Source organism: Mycobacteriales bacterium, from assembly GCA_035995165.1.
In the GTDB taxonomy this organism is placed as follows: domain Bacteria; phylum Actinomycetota; class Actinomycetes; order Mycobacteriales; family CADCTP01; genus CADCTP01.
The window spans coordinates 1-12,025 of the sequence record DASYKU010000038.1 but is presented as its reverse complement, the minus strand read 5'-3'; the positions used below and the strand labels follow the sequence as shown (position 1 = coordinate 12,025).

Sequence of the window (12,025 nt, the reverse complement as noted above, 5' to 3'; positions counted from 1 at the left end):
GGCGGTGGTCGGGTCGGGCGGTGGTCGGGTCCGGGGGCGGCGGGGGTGGGCGGCGTGTCTGCTCCGGGGTCGGTGTGGTGGGCGTGGCAGGGTGTGCCGCTGTGCGGAGGGTTGCCGGGGCCGGGATCGCGGTCATGCTGCTCGCGGCGGGATGCTCGGGCGGTCAGCGGCCGACGCTGGGGGAGCCGACGGCCGCTGCGGCCTCGTCGTCCTCTCCTACTGCGCCGTCTCCCACGCCGAGCCCGACGCCCGCCGCGCCGCCGGCGCTGACGCTGGCGTTCTCCGGCGACATGCTCGTCAGCGATGAGCTGCGGGCCCAGGCCGCCCGCGACGCCGGCGGCAGCGGCTACGATTTCACCCCGATGCTGGCGGAGGTCGCCCCGATCATCAGCGCCGCCGACTGGGCGATCTGCCACCAGGAGACGCCGATCTCGGCCGACAACAGCACGCTGTCCGGCTACCCGACGTTCGAGGCCCCGTACCAGCTCGCGGCCGCGGAGAAGGCGGCCGGCTACGACGCCTGCACGACCGCCTCCAACCACACCGCGGACAAGGGCGTGGCCGGCATCAAGTCCACTGTGGACACCTTCGACAAGGTCGGCATCCGGCACGTCGGCAGCGCCCGATCCGCCGCGGAGGCAGCGAGACCGACCCTTTACAGGGTTCGCGGAGTCCGAATAGGACACTTGGCCTACGCGTACGGGCTGAACGGGATCCCGGCTCCGACGCCCTGGTCGGTCAACCTCATCGACCCGGCCCGCATCCGTGCCGACGCTGCCCGGATCCGGGCCGCGGGCGCCCAGTTCGTCGTGGTCAGCCTGCACTTCGGGACGGAGAAGGACCAGACGCCCTCGGCGTACCAGCGGCAGGTGGTGGACGAGGTGATGCGGTCGCCGGACGTCGACCTGATCATCGGTCACCACGCCCACGTCGTGCAGCCGATCCAGCGCCGGGCCGACGGACGCTGGGTCGTCTTCGGGCTCGGCAACCTGCTCGCACAGCAGGCGCTGATGCCGGGGGAGGGGACCACGCCGCCGCACCGGGACGGCGTCATCGTCGAGGTGACGATCGGTGCTGGTCCGGACGGCCGCTATGCCGTACGCCGGGTGGGCTACGTGCCGACGTTCGTTCAGGCGCCCCAGGACGTGGTCGAGTTGGCCCCGCCGTTCTCCCGGGCCCGGACCAGCGCGGTGCTGAAGTCGATGGGCGCGCCGGTGGTCGACCTGACCCCGTCCTGAGCGCCGGGCGTTAGCCCAGCTGCCTAGGCTGACCGGATGCGTGCTGCTCTCGCCGTACTCGCCACCGCCGGTTCGATCCTCGTGCTGGGCGGCTGCGCCTCCGATGTCGGCAACGGGATCGACGAGGCCCGCAGCTCGGCCGCCTCGATCGCCTCCGGCGTCCGCAGCTCGGCTTCCTCGCTCAGCGCCGGGCTGCGTCAGGCCTGCCAGGCCGGCGGCGGCACCCTGGTGACCCTCGACGACCTCGCCGGCAAGCTCGCCGACAACGCCGACCAGCGGGCCGCGCTCGCCCCGCAGGTGAAGTCGGCGGTCGACCAGCTGGCCACCGAGGTCGGCGATCGGGGCGAGCTTCAGCCGGTCGTCGCGGCCGGCCGGGACCTGGTGAAGTCGATCAACGACGCCAACGAGACCGCCATCGAGCTCTCCGGCCGGCAGGCCCAGGTTGCTGTCCGTAGCGCCCAGACCCTGTGCAAGATCACGAACTGAAATCTGAACCGATTCGGACGGACGTGTTCGTAAGCGGAGGGTGACGCAACCGACAGCCGAAACCGGCTAATCGGTCGATATCGGACGAGCCATGAGTGACGGTCGTCACATTCGCCCCGCCTTCGTTTGTGACAATCGCGGAGAGCTGCTTACGGTCGGCGCCGTCCTTCACCGAGGACACCCGGGCCGGAACGCCGAGTCCTGCCGCCGCCGCCCGGGACGCGAACACCAGGCAGGAGCGGGGGACCCACCGTTCCGCGGCGCCACGGCGCCTTGGGGTCAAGCCGCGTAGACCGCGGCCGGGCAACCTCAGCCCGAACCCGACAGCTCACTCCGCAGGCGTGGAGGGATCACCCGATGAGCACTCGCTCCACCGGGCGCCACCGCGCGCCCACGACCGCCTCGAAGCTCCGCCGACGCGCCGCCACGGCGACCGCCGTCGCCGGCGTCGCCGCGGTCACCCCGCTGCTGGCGGTCTCGCCGGCGCACGCCGACTCGGTCAACTGGGACGCCATCGCGGCCTGCGAGTCCGGCGGCAACTGGTCGATCAACACCGGCAACGGGTACTCCGGCGGCCTGCAGTTCAGCCAGGGCACCTGGCAGGCCTACGGCGGCGGCGCGTACGCGCCGACCGCGAGCCAGGCTTCGCGCTCCGCGCAGATCGCGGTCGCGGAGAAGGTCCTCGCGGGCCAGGGCATCGGCGCGTGGCCGGTGTGCGGCAAGCGGGCCGGCTCCAGCGCCGCCTCCGCCCCGCGCAACACCACGCCGGCTCCGGCGACCACCTCGCAGCGGTCCAGCCGCAGCGAGCGCCGCTCCACCGAGAGCACCGGCACCACCACCAAGCGCTCCACCACCCGGCACCAGAGCACCCAGGCGACCGAGACCAAGGTGCGCACCAGCGCGCCGACCGGTCACGGCTCGTACGTGGTCAAGTCCGGCGACACGCTGGCCAAGATCGCCGCGGCGAACCACGTGTCCGGCGGCTGGAACGCCGTGTTCGCGGCCAACCGCGACACCGTCGAGAACCCGGACCTGATCTTCCCCGGCGAGAAGCTCTCGCTGTAGGTCCGCACGACCCGCGACCCCCGGACCAAGCCCCCAGCGGCCCGGGGGTCGCGGCCTGCCCGGGCTACCGCGGCCCGGGCTCGCGCAGCAGCTGGAGGATGTGCTCGTCGTCGAGAAGGTCGGTGCGGCCGGTCGGCACGAAGCCGCGCCGCTCGTACAGGCGCAGGGCCCGGTCGTTGCCGACCTGGGTCCAGAGCTGAGCCGCCAGGTAGCCGTGCCGGGTCGCCTCCTCCAGCAGCGTGTCGATGATCCGGCCGCCGATGCCCTGACCCCAGTACGCCGGGTTCACCATCACGGCCGAGACGTGGCAGCGGCCCGGCAGCGGGGGACCGGCGCCGTCGTCGGCGAGCGCCGGCATCGCGAGTGCCATGCCCGCCATAGAGTCACCGCGCTGCGCCACTACCCAGAAGGCGTCGGTTCGGCCGAACCGGGCCTTGACGCGCGCCTCATGGGCGGCGGCCGGCTTGCTGCCGCGCCGTCGCTCGTGGGCCGCCACCCAGATCCGAACCCCCCGTTCGACATCCTGCTCGTCCCCGATCCGGACCGTCACTGGATCTTCGCCCACGGTAGGGCAGGGTAGGGGTTATGAGATTCGGTCTGCTCGGCACGGGGTACTGGGCGCGCGAGACGCACGCGGCGGCGCTGGCCGCGGCGCCGGACACCACGCTGGCCGGCGTGTGGGGACGGGACCCGGAGAAGGCGGCGTTGCTGGCCGGTGCGGTCGGCGCGCGGGCGTACGAGGACGTCGACGAGCTGCTCGACGCGGTCGACGCCGTCGCGATCGCGCTGCCGCCGGACGTGCAGGCGCCGCTGGCCGCGCGGGCGGCCCGGGCCGGCAAGCACCTGTTCCTGGACAAGCCGCTCGCGCTCACGGTCCAGGCCGCCGACGACGTCGTCGCCGCGGTCGACGCCAGCGGCGTGAAGTCGGTGGTGTTCTTCACCAGCCGGTTCCGGCCCGAGGTCGTCGACTTCCTCTCCGGGGCCGTCGGCGGCAGCTGGGACGGTGCGCGGGCGGTGTTGCTGGGGTCGGTGGCGGGCGGTCCGTTCGGGTCCTCGCCGTGGCGGAATGAGCACGGTGGGCTCTGGGACGTCGGCCCACACGCTTTGTCGCTGCTGCTGCCGGTGCTCGGCCCGGTCACCCGGGTCACCGCGGCCGCCGGTCCGCACGGGACGTCGACCGTGCTGCTCGTGCACTCCTCGGGTGCGGTGAGCACGATGACGCTCTCGCTGGCGTCTCCGGTGACGGCCTGGGACGTCACCTTCTACGGCGACTCCGGCTGGGCCACGGTGCCGGCCGGCGGAGACCACCTGGACGCCGCGGTGCGTGCCCTGGCGGCGCTCGAGGCCGGCGACACCGCCTGCGACGTGCACTTCGCCCGCGACGTGGTCGCCATCCTCGCCTCCGCCGCCGAGGCCGCCCCGGCACCGTGACGGCGGCTCGGGGTATCCGGTCTCGGTCACATGCGCGCCGGGGCGGGTTCCGCTCTGCGCCAAGGTGCGCAACGAGCGGAAGCCACCCGGCGTAAAGGTCCACCCGGGCAGATGCCGCGCTGAACCGTCGCCGCGGACAACGCTCGGGCGGCGGGGCCCGTCGGCGGGGTCTGCTCGCCGGGACGTACTACTGCCGGTAGTAATTACCACGGGCGGTGGTCGCCGCTTTCGGGTAGTGCCGCTCAGCGGGCGGGCCGCTGGACGTGCGTCGGGCGCCGCTCAGGGCATGGGTCGCCGGGAGTGCATCCAGGCGGCGATCGCCGTCGCGGTGTCATCGAGAGTTCCGGTCGACTCCAGCGTCGGCAGGCCGAGCCGGCGGAGCGCACGGGCGTCCGCGATCGCGTCCTCGATCGTCGCGGCGCCCATCGGCCGGTGCCGCAGTCGCTCGCGCCGGGTGTCGTCCGGGCAGTCGAGCACGGCCCAGGTGATCTGGCGGAAGCGGTCGCCGACCTGGTCCGGGTCCATCGGCGTGAGCAGCAGGCAGTTCACGCCGCTGTCGACCACGGTTCCGACCAGCCGCAGGCAGAGCGCGTCGTACGCGGGCCAGTGCCCGGCAGCCACGGTGAGGTCGGCGGCCGCCAGCGCCCCGGCCGGCTCCAGGAACTCGTCCATGTCGATCACGACCACACCCGGCAGCCGCGCCCGCACCGCCCCCACCACCGCGCTCTTCCCACTCCCCGGCGCCCCCACCACCACGAACAACACGCGCTCAGTGAATCGGAGATCCGCGGGGAAGCGGGTTCCGGGCCGCCCCACACGGCCGGCGAGCGGGTCACGAACCGGGCCCCAGGGGCTCATCCTCGATGCGGGTCCAGCGGGTTTCGGTCGGGCGGAAGCCGGGGTTCACGGTGGCGACGCCGGAAGTCCGGCGGGACCGACCAGAGGGTCCAGGTGGGGTCGGTGGCGCGGGCGCGGAAGAAGGCCGGCCAGGCGGCGGCGTCGGCGCCGAGGTAACGGGCGTAGATCGCGTGGACGCGGTCCGGGTCGGGATCCTCGACCCGGCTGCGGCCGCGGACCCTGACCTGGCGGATCGTGTCCGGCGGCTCGAACTGGTCCACGAGCACCGCGACCTCGGCGGACCGGAGAGCGGCCGCCGCGAACGGAGTGCCCGGGTGACTGCTGAACCAGAACCGGCCGTCGGCGTACAGGAACCAGACGCTGCCCAGCAGCGGCACCCCGCGCGGCGAGACCGCGGCCACCTGTGCCATCCGCCCCGGCTCACCCAGGAACGCCCCGAACTCCATCCGGCCAGTGTCCGGACCAGGTGGGGTCGATGCGATTCGGGCTGCTGGGGACGGGTCACCGGGCGGCCGAGGCGCACGCAGGCGAAAGGCCCTGGCAGGGGAGTGCCGGTTCCCCCTGTCAGGGCCTTCGCCGTGCTGCGTGTGCGGTCTACAGGTCGTAGTAGAGCTCGAACTCGTGCGGGTGCGGGCGGAGGCGGATCGGGTCGATCTCGTTGGTCCGCTTGTACTCGACCCAGGTCTCGATCAGGTCGGGGGTGAACACGCCGCCCTCGAGCAGGTAGCCGTGGTCGGCCTCGAGCGCCTCCAGCACGGCCGGCAGCGAGCCCGGCACGGTCGGGATGTTCTCGTGCTCGTCCGGCGGCAGCTCGTACAGGTCCTTGTCGATCGGCGTCGGCGGCTCGGTCTTGGTGCGGATGCCGTCGAGGCCCGCCATCATCTGCGCCGAGAAGGCCAGGTACGGGTTGCAGGACGGATCCGGCACCCGGAACTCCAGCCGCTTCGCCTTCGGTGAGGTCCCGGTGACCGGGATGCGCACGGCGGCGGACCGGTTGCGCTGGGAGTAGACCAGGTTGACCGGCGCCTCGAAGCCCGGCACCAGCCGGTGGTACGAGTTGACGGTCGGGTTGGTGAACGCCAGCAGCGACGGCGCGTGCTTGAGCAGGCCGCCGATGTACCAGCGGGCCATGTCCGACAGGCCGGCGTAGCCGAGCTCGTCGTAGAACAGCGGCGAGCCGTCCTTCCACAGCGACTGGTGGCAGTGCATGCCCGAGCCGTTGTCGCCGAAGATCGGCTTCGGCATGAACGTCGCGGTCTTGCCGGCCGCCCAGGCCACGTTCTTCACGATGTGCTTGAAGAGCATCAGCGAGTCGCCGGCGTGGGTCAGCGTGTCGAACTTGTAGTTGATCTCGGCCTGGCCGGCGGCACCCACCTCGTGGTGCGCCCGCTCGACCTGCAGGCCGGCGGCGTCCATGGCCAGGACCATCTTGTCGCGGAGGTCCGCGTAATGGTCGACCGGCGGGACCGGGAAGTAACCGCCCTTGTAGCGCGTCTTGTAGCCGCGGTTGCCGCCCTCTTCGGTGCGGCCGGTGTTCCAGGCCGCCTCGATCGAGTCGATGTAGTAGTAGCCGGCGTTCTGCTTGGTCTCGAAGCGGACGTCGTCGAAGACGTAGAACTCGGCCTCGGCCCCGAAGTAGACGGTGTCCGCGATCCCGGACTCCTTGAGGTACGCCTCGGCCTTCGCCGCGACGTTGCGCGGGTCCCGGCTGTAGCGCTCCTTGGTGAACGGGTCGACGATCGAGAAGTTCATCGCCAGTGTCTTCGCCGCCCGGAACGGGTCGACGAACGCGCTGGTCGGGTCCGGGATGAGCTGCATGTCGGACTCGTGGATCGCCTGGAAACCGCGGATCGACGAGCCGTCGAACATCTGGCCCTCGGCGAAGAAGTCCTCGTCGACCGTCGCGGCCGGCACCGTGAAGTGCTGCATGACGCCGGGCAGGTCGCAGAAGCGGACGTCGACGAACTGCACGCCCTCGTCCCGGATGTAGCTCAAGACCTCGTCTGCAGTGGTGAACATCCATCCTCCGGTGTGGCTGTCGTTGCGGGCGACGCTATGGCCAGACGGTTGCTCGCGCGTATCTCGATCGTTTCAACCGGGTTACGCGGCCTGTGGGTACGTGCTGAGCCGGCCTGCTGATCGGCCGCCTAAGCTCGTCGCGTGACGACCGCCGGACTGCCCGAGACCGGTCCGGGCTCGGTCGCCCCGGCCGGGCCGAGGCTCGGTGCATTCCTCGTCGACGTGATCCTGTCCAGCCTGGTCGCGGTCCTGTTCACCGCGCCCGAGCTGCCGCGCAACCGCAGTCTGCTGGTGTTCGCCGTGCTGTATTTCGGCTTCACCGTACTGGTCCAGCAGACACCGGGCATGCGCCTGCTGCGGCTGCGCGTGATCAGGCTGGACAAGGTGGCGTCGGTCGGCCTCTGGCGGGCGGCGGCCCGGACCGTCGGCGTGATCTTGCTCATCCCGGCCGTGATCCGCTTCGGCGACGGTCAGGCGCTGCACGACCGGCTCACCACGACGGCCGTCGTCCGCACCCGCTAGCGCCGGCGCAGCGTCCGCTCGAGACCGGAGGTCCGGGCCCGGGTCGGCATCGGTCCCTTCGGCAGCGGCGCGGACTTGGTCCCGCCGAGCGCCGCCATCCGCTTCTCCAGCGCGTTGACCTGCCGCTGGTCGAGGTTGCGGGGCAGCTTGACCAGGTGGTTGTTCAGCTTGCGCATCGAGACCTGGCCCTCCTCGTCGCCGAGGATCACGTCGTAGATCGGGGTGTCGCCGGCGATCCGGGCGACCCGCTTCTTCTCCTGGGCCATCAGCGGCTTGATCCGGTTGGGCGCGCCCTCGCCGACGAGGATCACGCCGGGCCGGCCGAGCACCCGGTGCACCGCGTCGAGCTGGGAGGTCAGCTGCACGCCCTGGGTCACCCGCCAGTCGCCGCGCATGTTGCCCAGCACCCAGCCGGCCGCGCCGGGCTGCCCGTCGACCTGGCTGAACGCGGCCTTCTGGGCCCGCCGGCCGAAGACGAACATCAGCGCGACGATCCCGAACAGCACCGCGATCGGGATGGCCGCGAACAACGCGATCCCGACCAGCACGGTGACCAGGAAGATCACCGCGGCGGCGACGAGGAACGCGAGCGCCATCCAGAGCGGCAGCTGTCGATCCCGCTCGTACGTCAGCTTGTAGGCCTGGTAGATCTGCTTGAAGCGCTCGCCCCGAGGCGCCTTCGTCTTGGCGGCCTTCTTGCCGCCCTTGGCCTTCGGGTCGGCCTTGCCGGGCGGCGCCTTCGCCGGGTCCTTCGCCATGCTCACAGAATACCGGGATCAGGCACTCGGCTGGCGAGCAGCAACCGCCTGTTGATAAAGCCGGCCGGCCCGGTACGACGAGCGGACCAACGGCCCGGACAGGACGCCCGCGAAGCCGATCTCCTCGGCCTCGGCCGAGAGCTCCACGAACTCCTCCGGCCTGACCCAGCGCTCGACCGGGTGGTGCCGCGGCGTGGGCCGCAGGTACTGCGTGATCGTGAGCAGGTCGCAGCCGGCCGCGTGCAGGTCGCGCATCGCCTCGCTGACCTCCTCCCGGGTCTCGCCCAGGCCGAGGATGAGGTTGGACTTGGTCACCAACCCGTACGCCCGGGCCTGGCGGAGCACGTCGAGCGAGCGCTCGTACCGGAAGGCGGGGCGGATCCGCTTGAAGATCCGCGGCACGGTCTCCAGGTTGTGCGCGAGCACCTCGGGCCTGGAGCCGAAGACCTCGGCCAGCAGCGCGGGGTCGCCGGAGAAGTCCGGGACGAGGTTCTCCACGCCGGTGCCGGGGTTGACCGCGTGGATCTGCCGGACGGTCTCCGCGTAGAGCCAGGCGCCCTGGTCGGGCAGGTCGTCGCGGGCGACGCCGGTGACCGTCGCGTACCGCAACCCCATGGCCCGGACGGACTCGGCCACCCGGCGCGGCTCGTCGCGGTCCAGCTCGGCCGGCTTGCCGGTGTCGATCTGGCAGAAGTCACACCGCCGGGTGCACTGCTCGCCGCCGATGAGGAAGGTGGCCTCGCGGTCCTCCCAGCACTCGTAGATGTTGGGGCAGCCGGCCTCCTCGCAGACCGTGTGCAGCCCCTCCCGGCGGACCAGGTTCTTCAGCTCCGTGTACTCCGGGCCCATCTTCGCGCGCGTCTTGATCCACGGCGGCTTCCGCTCGATGGGGGTCTCGGAGTTGCGGACCTCCAGCCGGAGCATCCGGCGTCCCTCGGGCTGCAGCGTGGTCACTCCGGACAGGTTACGCCGCGCCGTCCCGGGTAGCCTTCCGGCCCGTGGACCTGCGCATCTTCACCGAACCCCAGCAAGGGGCGAGCTACGACCAGCAGCTGCGGATGGCCCGGGCGGCCGAGGACGCCGGCTTCGACGCGTGGTTCCGCAGCGACCACTACCGCGTCATGGGCGACGGCGACGGGCTGCCCGGGCCGACCGACGCCTGGGTGACGCTGGCCGGCCTGGCCCGGGAGACCTCGCGGATCCGGCTCGGGACGATGGTCACCGCGGCGACGTTCCGGCTGCCGGGCCCGCTGGCGATCACGGTCGCCCAGGTGGACGCGATGAGCGGCGGCCGGGTCGAGCTCGGCCTCGGCACCGGCTGGTACGAGAAGGAGCACACGGCGTACGGGATCCCGTTCCCGGCGCTGGGGGAGCGCTTCGACCGGCTGGAGGAGCAGCTCGCGATCCTGACCGGGCTGTGGTCGGCGACCGGCCCGTTCTCGTACGAGGGGACGCACTACACGCTGACCGACTCCCCCGCGCTGCCGAAGCCGGTCCAGTCGCCGCTGCCGGTGATCATCGGCGGGGCCGGCCAGAAGCGGACCCCGGTGCTGGCCGCGCGGTACGCGGCCGAGTTCAACGTCCCGTTCCGGTCCGCGGCCGAGGTCGGCGAGCTGTTCGAGCTGGTCCGGGACGCGGGTACGGCGGCCGGGCGGACCACACCGATGATCTTCTCCGCCGCGCAGACGGTCTGCGTCGGCAAGGACGAGGCCGAGTTCCGGCGCCGGGCCGGAGCGATCGGGCGGGACCCGGACAAACTGCGGGCCGACGCCGTCGGCGGCACGGTGTCCGAGGTCGTCGACCGGCTGGGGGCGTTCGGCGCGGCCGGGGCGACGCGGGTCTACGCGCAGCTGCTGGACCTGGACGACCTCGACCAGGTCGAGCTGCTCGCGGCCGGGGTGGCGCCGCAGGTCTAGCCGGTCAGGCCGTCCTTGCGCAGGGCGGCCTCGACCGGGTCGAGGACCTCCTCGACCGGCACCGGCCGGCCCAGCTCGATCGCCAGCGAGGTGGCGCCGACGCCCGGGATGCCGCACGCGGTGATCTGCTGGTAGGCGGCCATGCTCGGATCGCAGTTGAGCGAGAAGCCGTGCATGGTGACGCCGCGGGAGACACGGATCCCGATCGAGGCGATCTTGCGTTCGGGCTGCTGCCGGTCGGCCGGCAGCCAGACTCCGGACCGGCCCTCGACCTGGGTCGCCGGCACTCCGAGGCCGGCGCAGATGCCGATCAGCACCCGCTCCAGCCGGCGCACGTACGCGACCACGTCGACGGGGTCGGCCAGCTTGACGATCGGGTAGCCGACGAGCTGGCCGGGACCGTGCCAGGTGATCCGGCCGCCGCGGTCGACGTCGATCACCGGCGTCCCGTCGGCGGGGCGCTCCCAGTCCTCGGTGCGCCTGCCGGCGGTGTAGACCGACGGGTGCTCCAGCAGCAGCACGGTGTCCGGGCGGTCGCCCGCGACGACGTCCTCGTGCAGCGTCCGCTGCTGCTCCAGCGCCTGCCCGTACGGCACCGAACCGGCCCTGATCACGTCCACGAAACGAGCCTACGCCCGGCCCTGAGACGCCTGAATCGCTCCGGGTAGTGGGCGTGATGAGGTCCTCCGCCTCCGGCCGGGCTCGGTGGAAGAGGTCGGGCCGGGTCCCGCACCGCGCGCCCGGGGTTGCGGGGGCCGCCCCCGAGGGGTCACTGCCCTACGCTCCGGGGGATCCGCCCGGAGGAGGAGATCCGCATGCCGCCCGCCCGCGCCCGGCGCCGCTGGATCGGCGCCGGTCTCCTGCTGCTCTGGCTGATCGTGATCTTCGTGGCCGGGCCGTTCTCCGGGAAGCTCGGCGACGTCGAGACCAACGACAACGCCGCGTTCCTGCCCAAGACGGCGGAGTCGACCGAGGTCAACGACCTGCAGGAGCAGTTCGTCAGCCAGGACACGACGCCCGCGATCCTGGTCTGGGAGGGGAAGTCCCGCATCACCGACGGCGACCTGAGCTCGATCAGGCAGGAGCTGGCCGAGGTCAAGACCGTGCCGCGGGTGGTCTCGGTCAGCGACCCGATCACCGCCCGGGACGGCACCGCGGTGCAGGCGATCGTGCAGATCGCCGGCACCGACGGCCAGGAGCTGACCGACGCGGTCGACGCGGTCCGGGGCAAGGTCCAGGACCGCGGCGGGATCTCCGCGTACGTGACCGGGCCGGGCGGCACGCTGGCCGACTTCATCGCCGCCTTCGGCGGGATCGACTCGACGCTGCTGCTGGTCACCGGCGTCGTGGTGATCGTGATCCTGCTGCTGGTCTACCGCAGCCCGGTGCTGTGGTTCTTTCCGATCCTGTCGGTCGGCGCGGCGTACTCGCTGGCGGCCGGGCTGGTCTACTGGCTGACCGACGGCGGCGTGCTCACGCTCAACGGGCAGAGCCAGGGCATCCTCACCGTGCTCGTCTTCGGTGCCGGGACGGACTACGCGCTGCTGATCATCTCCCGGTTCCGGGAGGAACTGCGCCGGCACGAGAACAGGTACGAGGCGATGGGGGCGGCCCTGCGCGGTGCCGGGCCGGCCGTCCTCGCCTCCGGCGTCACGGTCATCCTCGGCCTGCTCTGCCTGCTGGTCTCGGACCTGTCCTCGAACAAGAGCCTCGGGCCGGTCGCCGCGCTCGG

Annotated in this window: 13 protein-coding genes, 1 pseudogene and 1 riboswitch; of the genes and pseudogenes, 7 read left to right on the top strand and 7 right to left on the bottom strand. The window is 72.2% G+C overall.

The features are described 5' to 3' along the window. The first annotated feature begins 101 nt into the window (after positions 1–101). The 3 genes from VGP36_06400 (at position 102) to VGP36_06390 (ending at position 2,789) form a co-directional block, all read left to right on the top strand. Positions 102–1,238, top strand: a complete 1,137-nt coding sequence (locus VGP36_06400; GenBank protein ID HEV7654353.1) for a CapA family protein — start codon at positions 102–104, stop codon at positions 1,236–1,238. Between the two features lie 36 nt (positions 1,239–1,274). Continuing rightward, on the top strand, positions 1,275–1,724 hold the full coding sequence (locus tag VGP36_06395; protein ID HEV7654352.1) for a hypothetical protein: 450 nt from the start codon (positions 1,275–1,277) through the stop codon (positions 1,722–1,724). Between the two features lie 210 nt (positions 1,725–1,934). Then, positions 1,935–2,077, top strand: a riboswitch (cyclic di-AMP (ydaO/yuaA leader). Positions 2,078–2,081: 4 nt separating this feature from the next. After that, positions 2,082–2,789, top strand: a complete 708-nt coding sequence (locus VGP36_06390; GenBank protein HEV7654351.1) for a transglycosylase family protein — start codon at positions 2,082–2,084, stop codon at positions 2,787–2,789. A 64-nt stretch (positions 2,790–2,853) separates the two neighbouring features. Here VGP36_06390 and VGP36_06385 read toward each other — a convergent pair whose 3' ends face one another. Then, complete coding sequence (locus tag VGP36_06385; GenBank protein ID HEV7654350.1) at positions 2,854–3,285, bottom strand: GNAT family N-acetyltransferase; 432 nt, start codon at positions 3,283–3,285, stop codon at positions 2,854–2,856. A gap of 89 nt (positions 3,286–3,374) precedes the next feature. Between VGP36_06385 and VGP36_06380 the strand changes: the two genes are divergently transcribed. Then, entirely contained in the window at positions 3,375–4,220 is an 846-nt protein-coding gene (locus VGP36_06380; protein ID HEV7654349.1) for a Gfo/Idh/MocA family oxidoreductase, read from the top strand. A gap of 279 nt (positions 4,221–4,499) precedes the next feature. Here VGP36_06380 and VGP36_06375 read toward each other — a convergent pair whose 3' ends face one another. The 3 genes from VGP36_06375 to glnA form a co-directional block, all read right to left on the bottom strand. Next, a complete protein-coding gene (locus tag VGP36_06375; GenBank protein HEV7654348.1) occupies positions 4,500–4,985 on the bottom strand; it encodes an AAA family ATPase in 486 nt (161 codons plus the stop codon). Positions 4,986–5,074: 89 nt separating this feature from the next. Beyond that, the gene (locus VGP36_06370) at positions 5,075–5,524 is read right to left on the bottom strand and encodes a pyridoxamine 5'-phosphate oxidase family protein (GenBank protein HEV7654347.1); all 450 of its coding nucleotides are present in this window, start codon (positions 5,522–5,524) and stop codon (positions 5,075–5,077) included. Between the two features lie 148 nt (positions 5,525–5,672). Further along, a complete protein-coding gene (gene glnA, locus VGP36_06365; GenBank protein ID HEV7654346.1) occupies positions 5,673–7,097 on the bottom strand; it encodes a type I glutamate--ammonia ligase in 1,425 nt (474 codons plus the stop codon). A gap of 141 nt (positions 7,098–7,238) precedes the next feature. On the opposite strand from glnA, the gene VGP36_06360 reads away from it, so the two are divergent. After that, positions 7,239–7,619, top strand: coding sequence for an RDD family protein (locus VGP36_06360; GenBank protein HEV7654345.1), 381 nt, complete (start codon positions 7,239–7,241; stop codon positions 7,617–7,619). Here VGP36_06360 and VGP36_06355 read toward each other — a convergent pair. Together VGP36_06355 and lipA are read right to left on the bottom strand one after the other, a co-directional pair. Then, complete coding sequence (locus VGP36_06355; protein ID HEV7654344.1) at positions 7,616–8,377, bottom strand: DUF4191 domain-containing protein; 762 nt, start codon at positions 8,375–8,377, stop codon at positions 7,616–7,618. The two genes, VGP36_06360 and VGP36_06355, sit on opposite strands and share 4 nt — an antisense overlap. Positions 8,378–8,416: 39 nt before the next feature. Further along, positions 8,417–9,301, bottom strand: a pseudogene (gene lipA / locus VGP36_06350) (lipoyl synthase). 74 nt (positions 9,302–9,375) lie between these two features. Here lipA and VGP36_06345 point away from each other — a divergent pair. Then, a complete protein-coding gene (locus VGP36_06345) occupies positions 9,376–10,293 on the top strand; it encodes an LLM class F420-dependent oxidoreductase (protein HEV7654343.1) in 918 nt (305 codons plus the stop codon). Here VGP36_06345 and lipB read toward each other — a convergent pair. Further along, the gene (lipB, locus tag VGP36_06340; GenBank protein HEV7654342.1) at positions 10,290–10,913 is read right to left on the bottom strand and encodes a lipoyl(octanoyl) transferase LipB; all 624 of its coding nucleotides are present in this window, start codon (positions 10,911–10,913) and stop codon (positions 10,290–10,292) included. The genes VGP36_06345 and lipB overlap by 4 nt on opposite strands. A 195-nt stretch (positions 10,914–11,108) precedes the next feature. On the opposite strand from lipB, the gene VGP36_06335 reads away from it, so the two are divergent. Continuing rightward, positions 11,109–12,025, top strand: a 917-nt coding sequence (locus VGP36_06335; protein HEV7654341.1) for an MMPL family transporter, incomplete at its 3' end; no start/stop codon positions are given.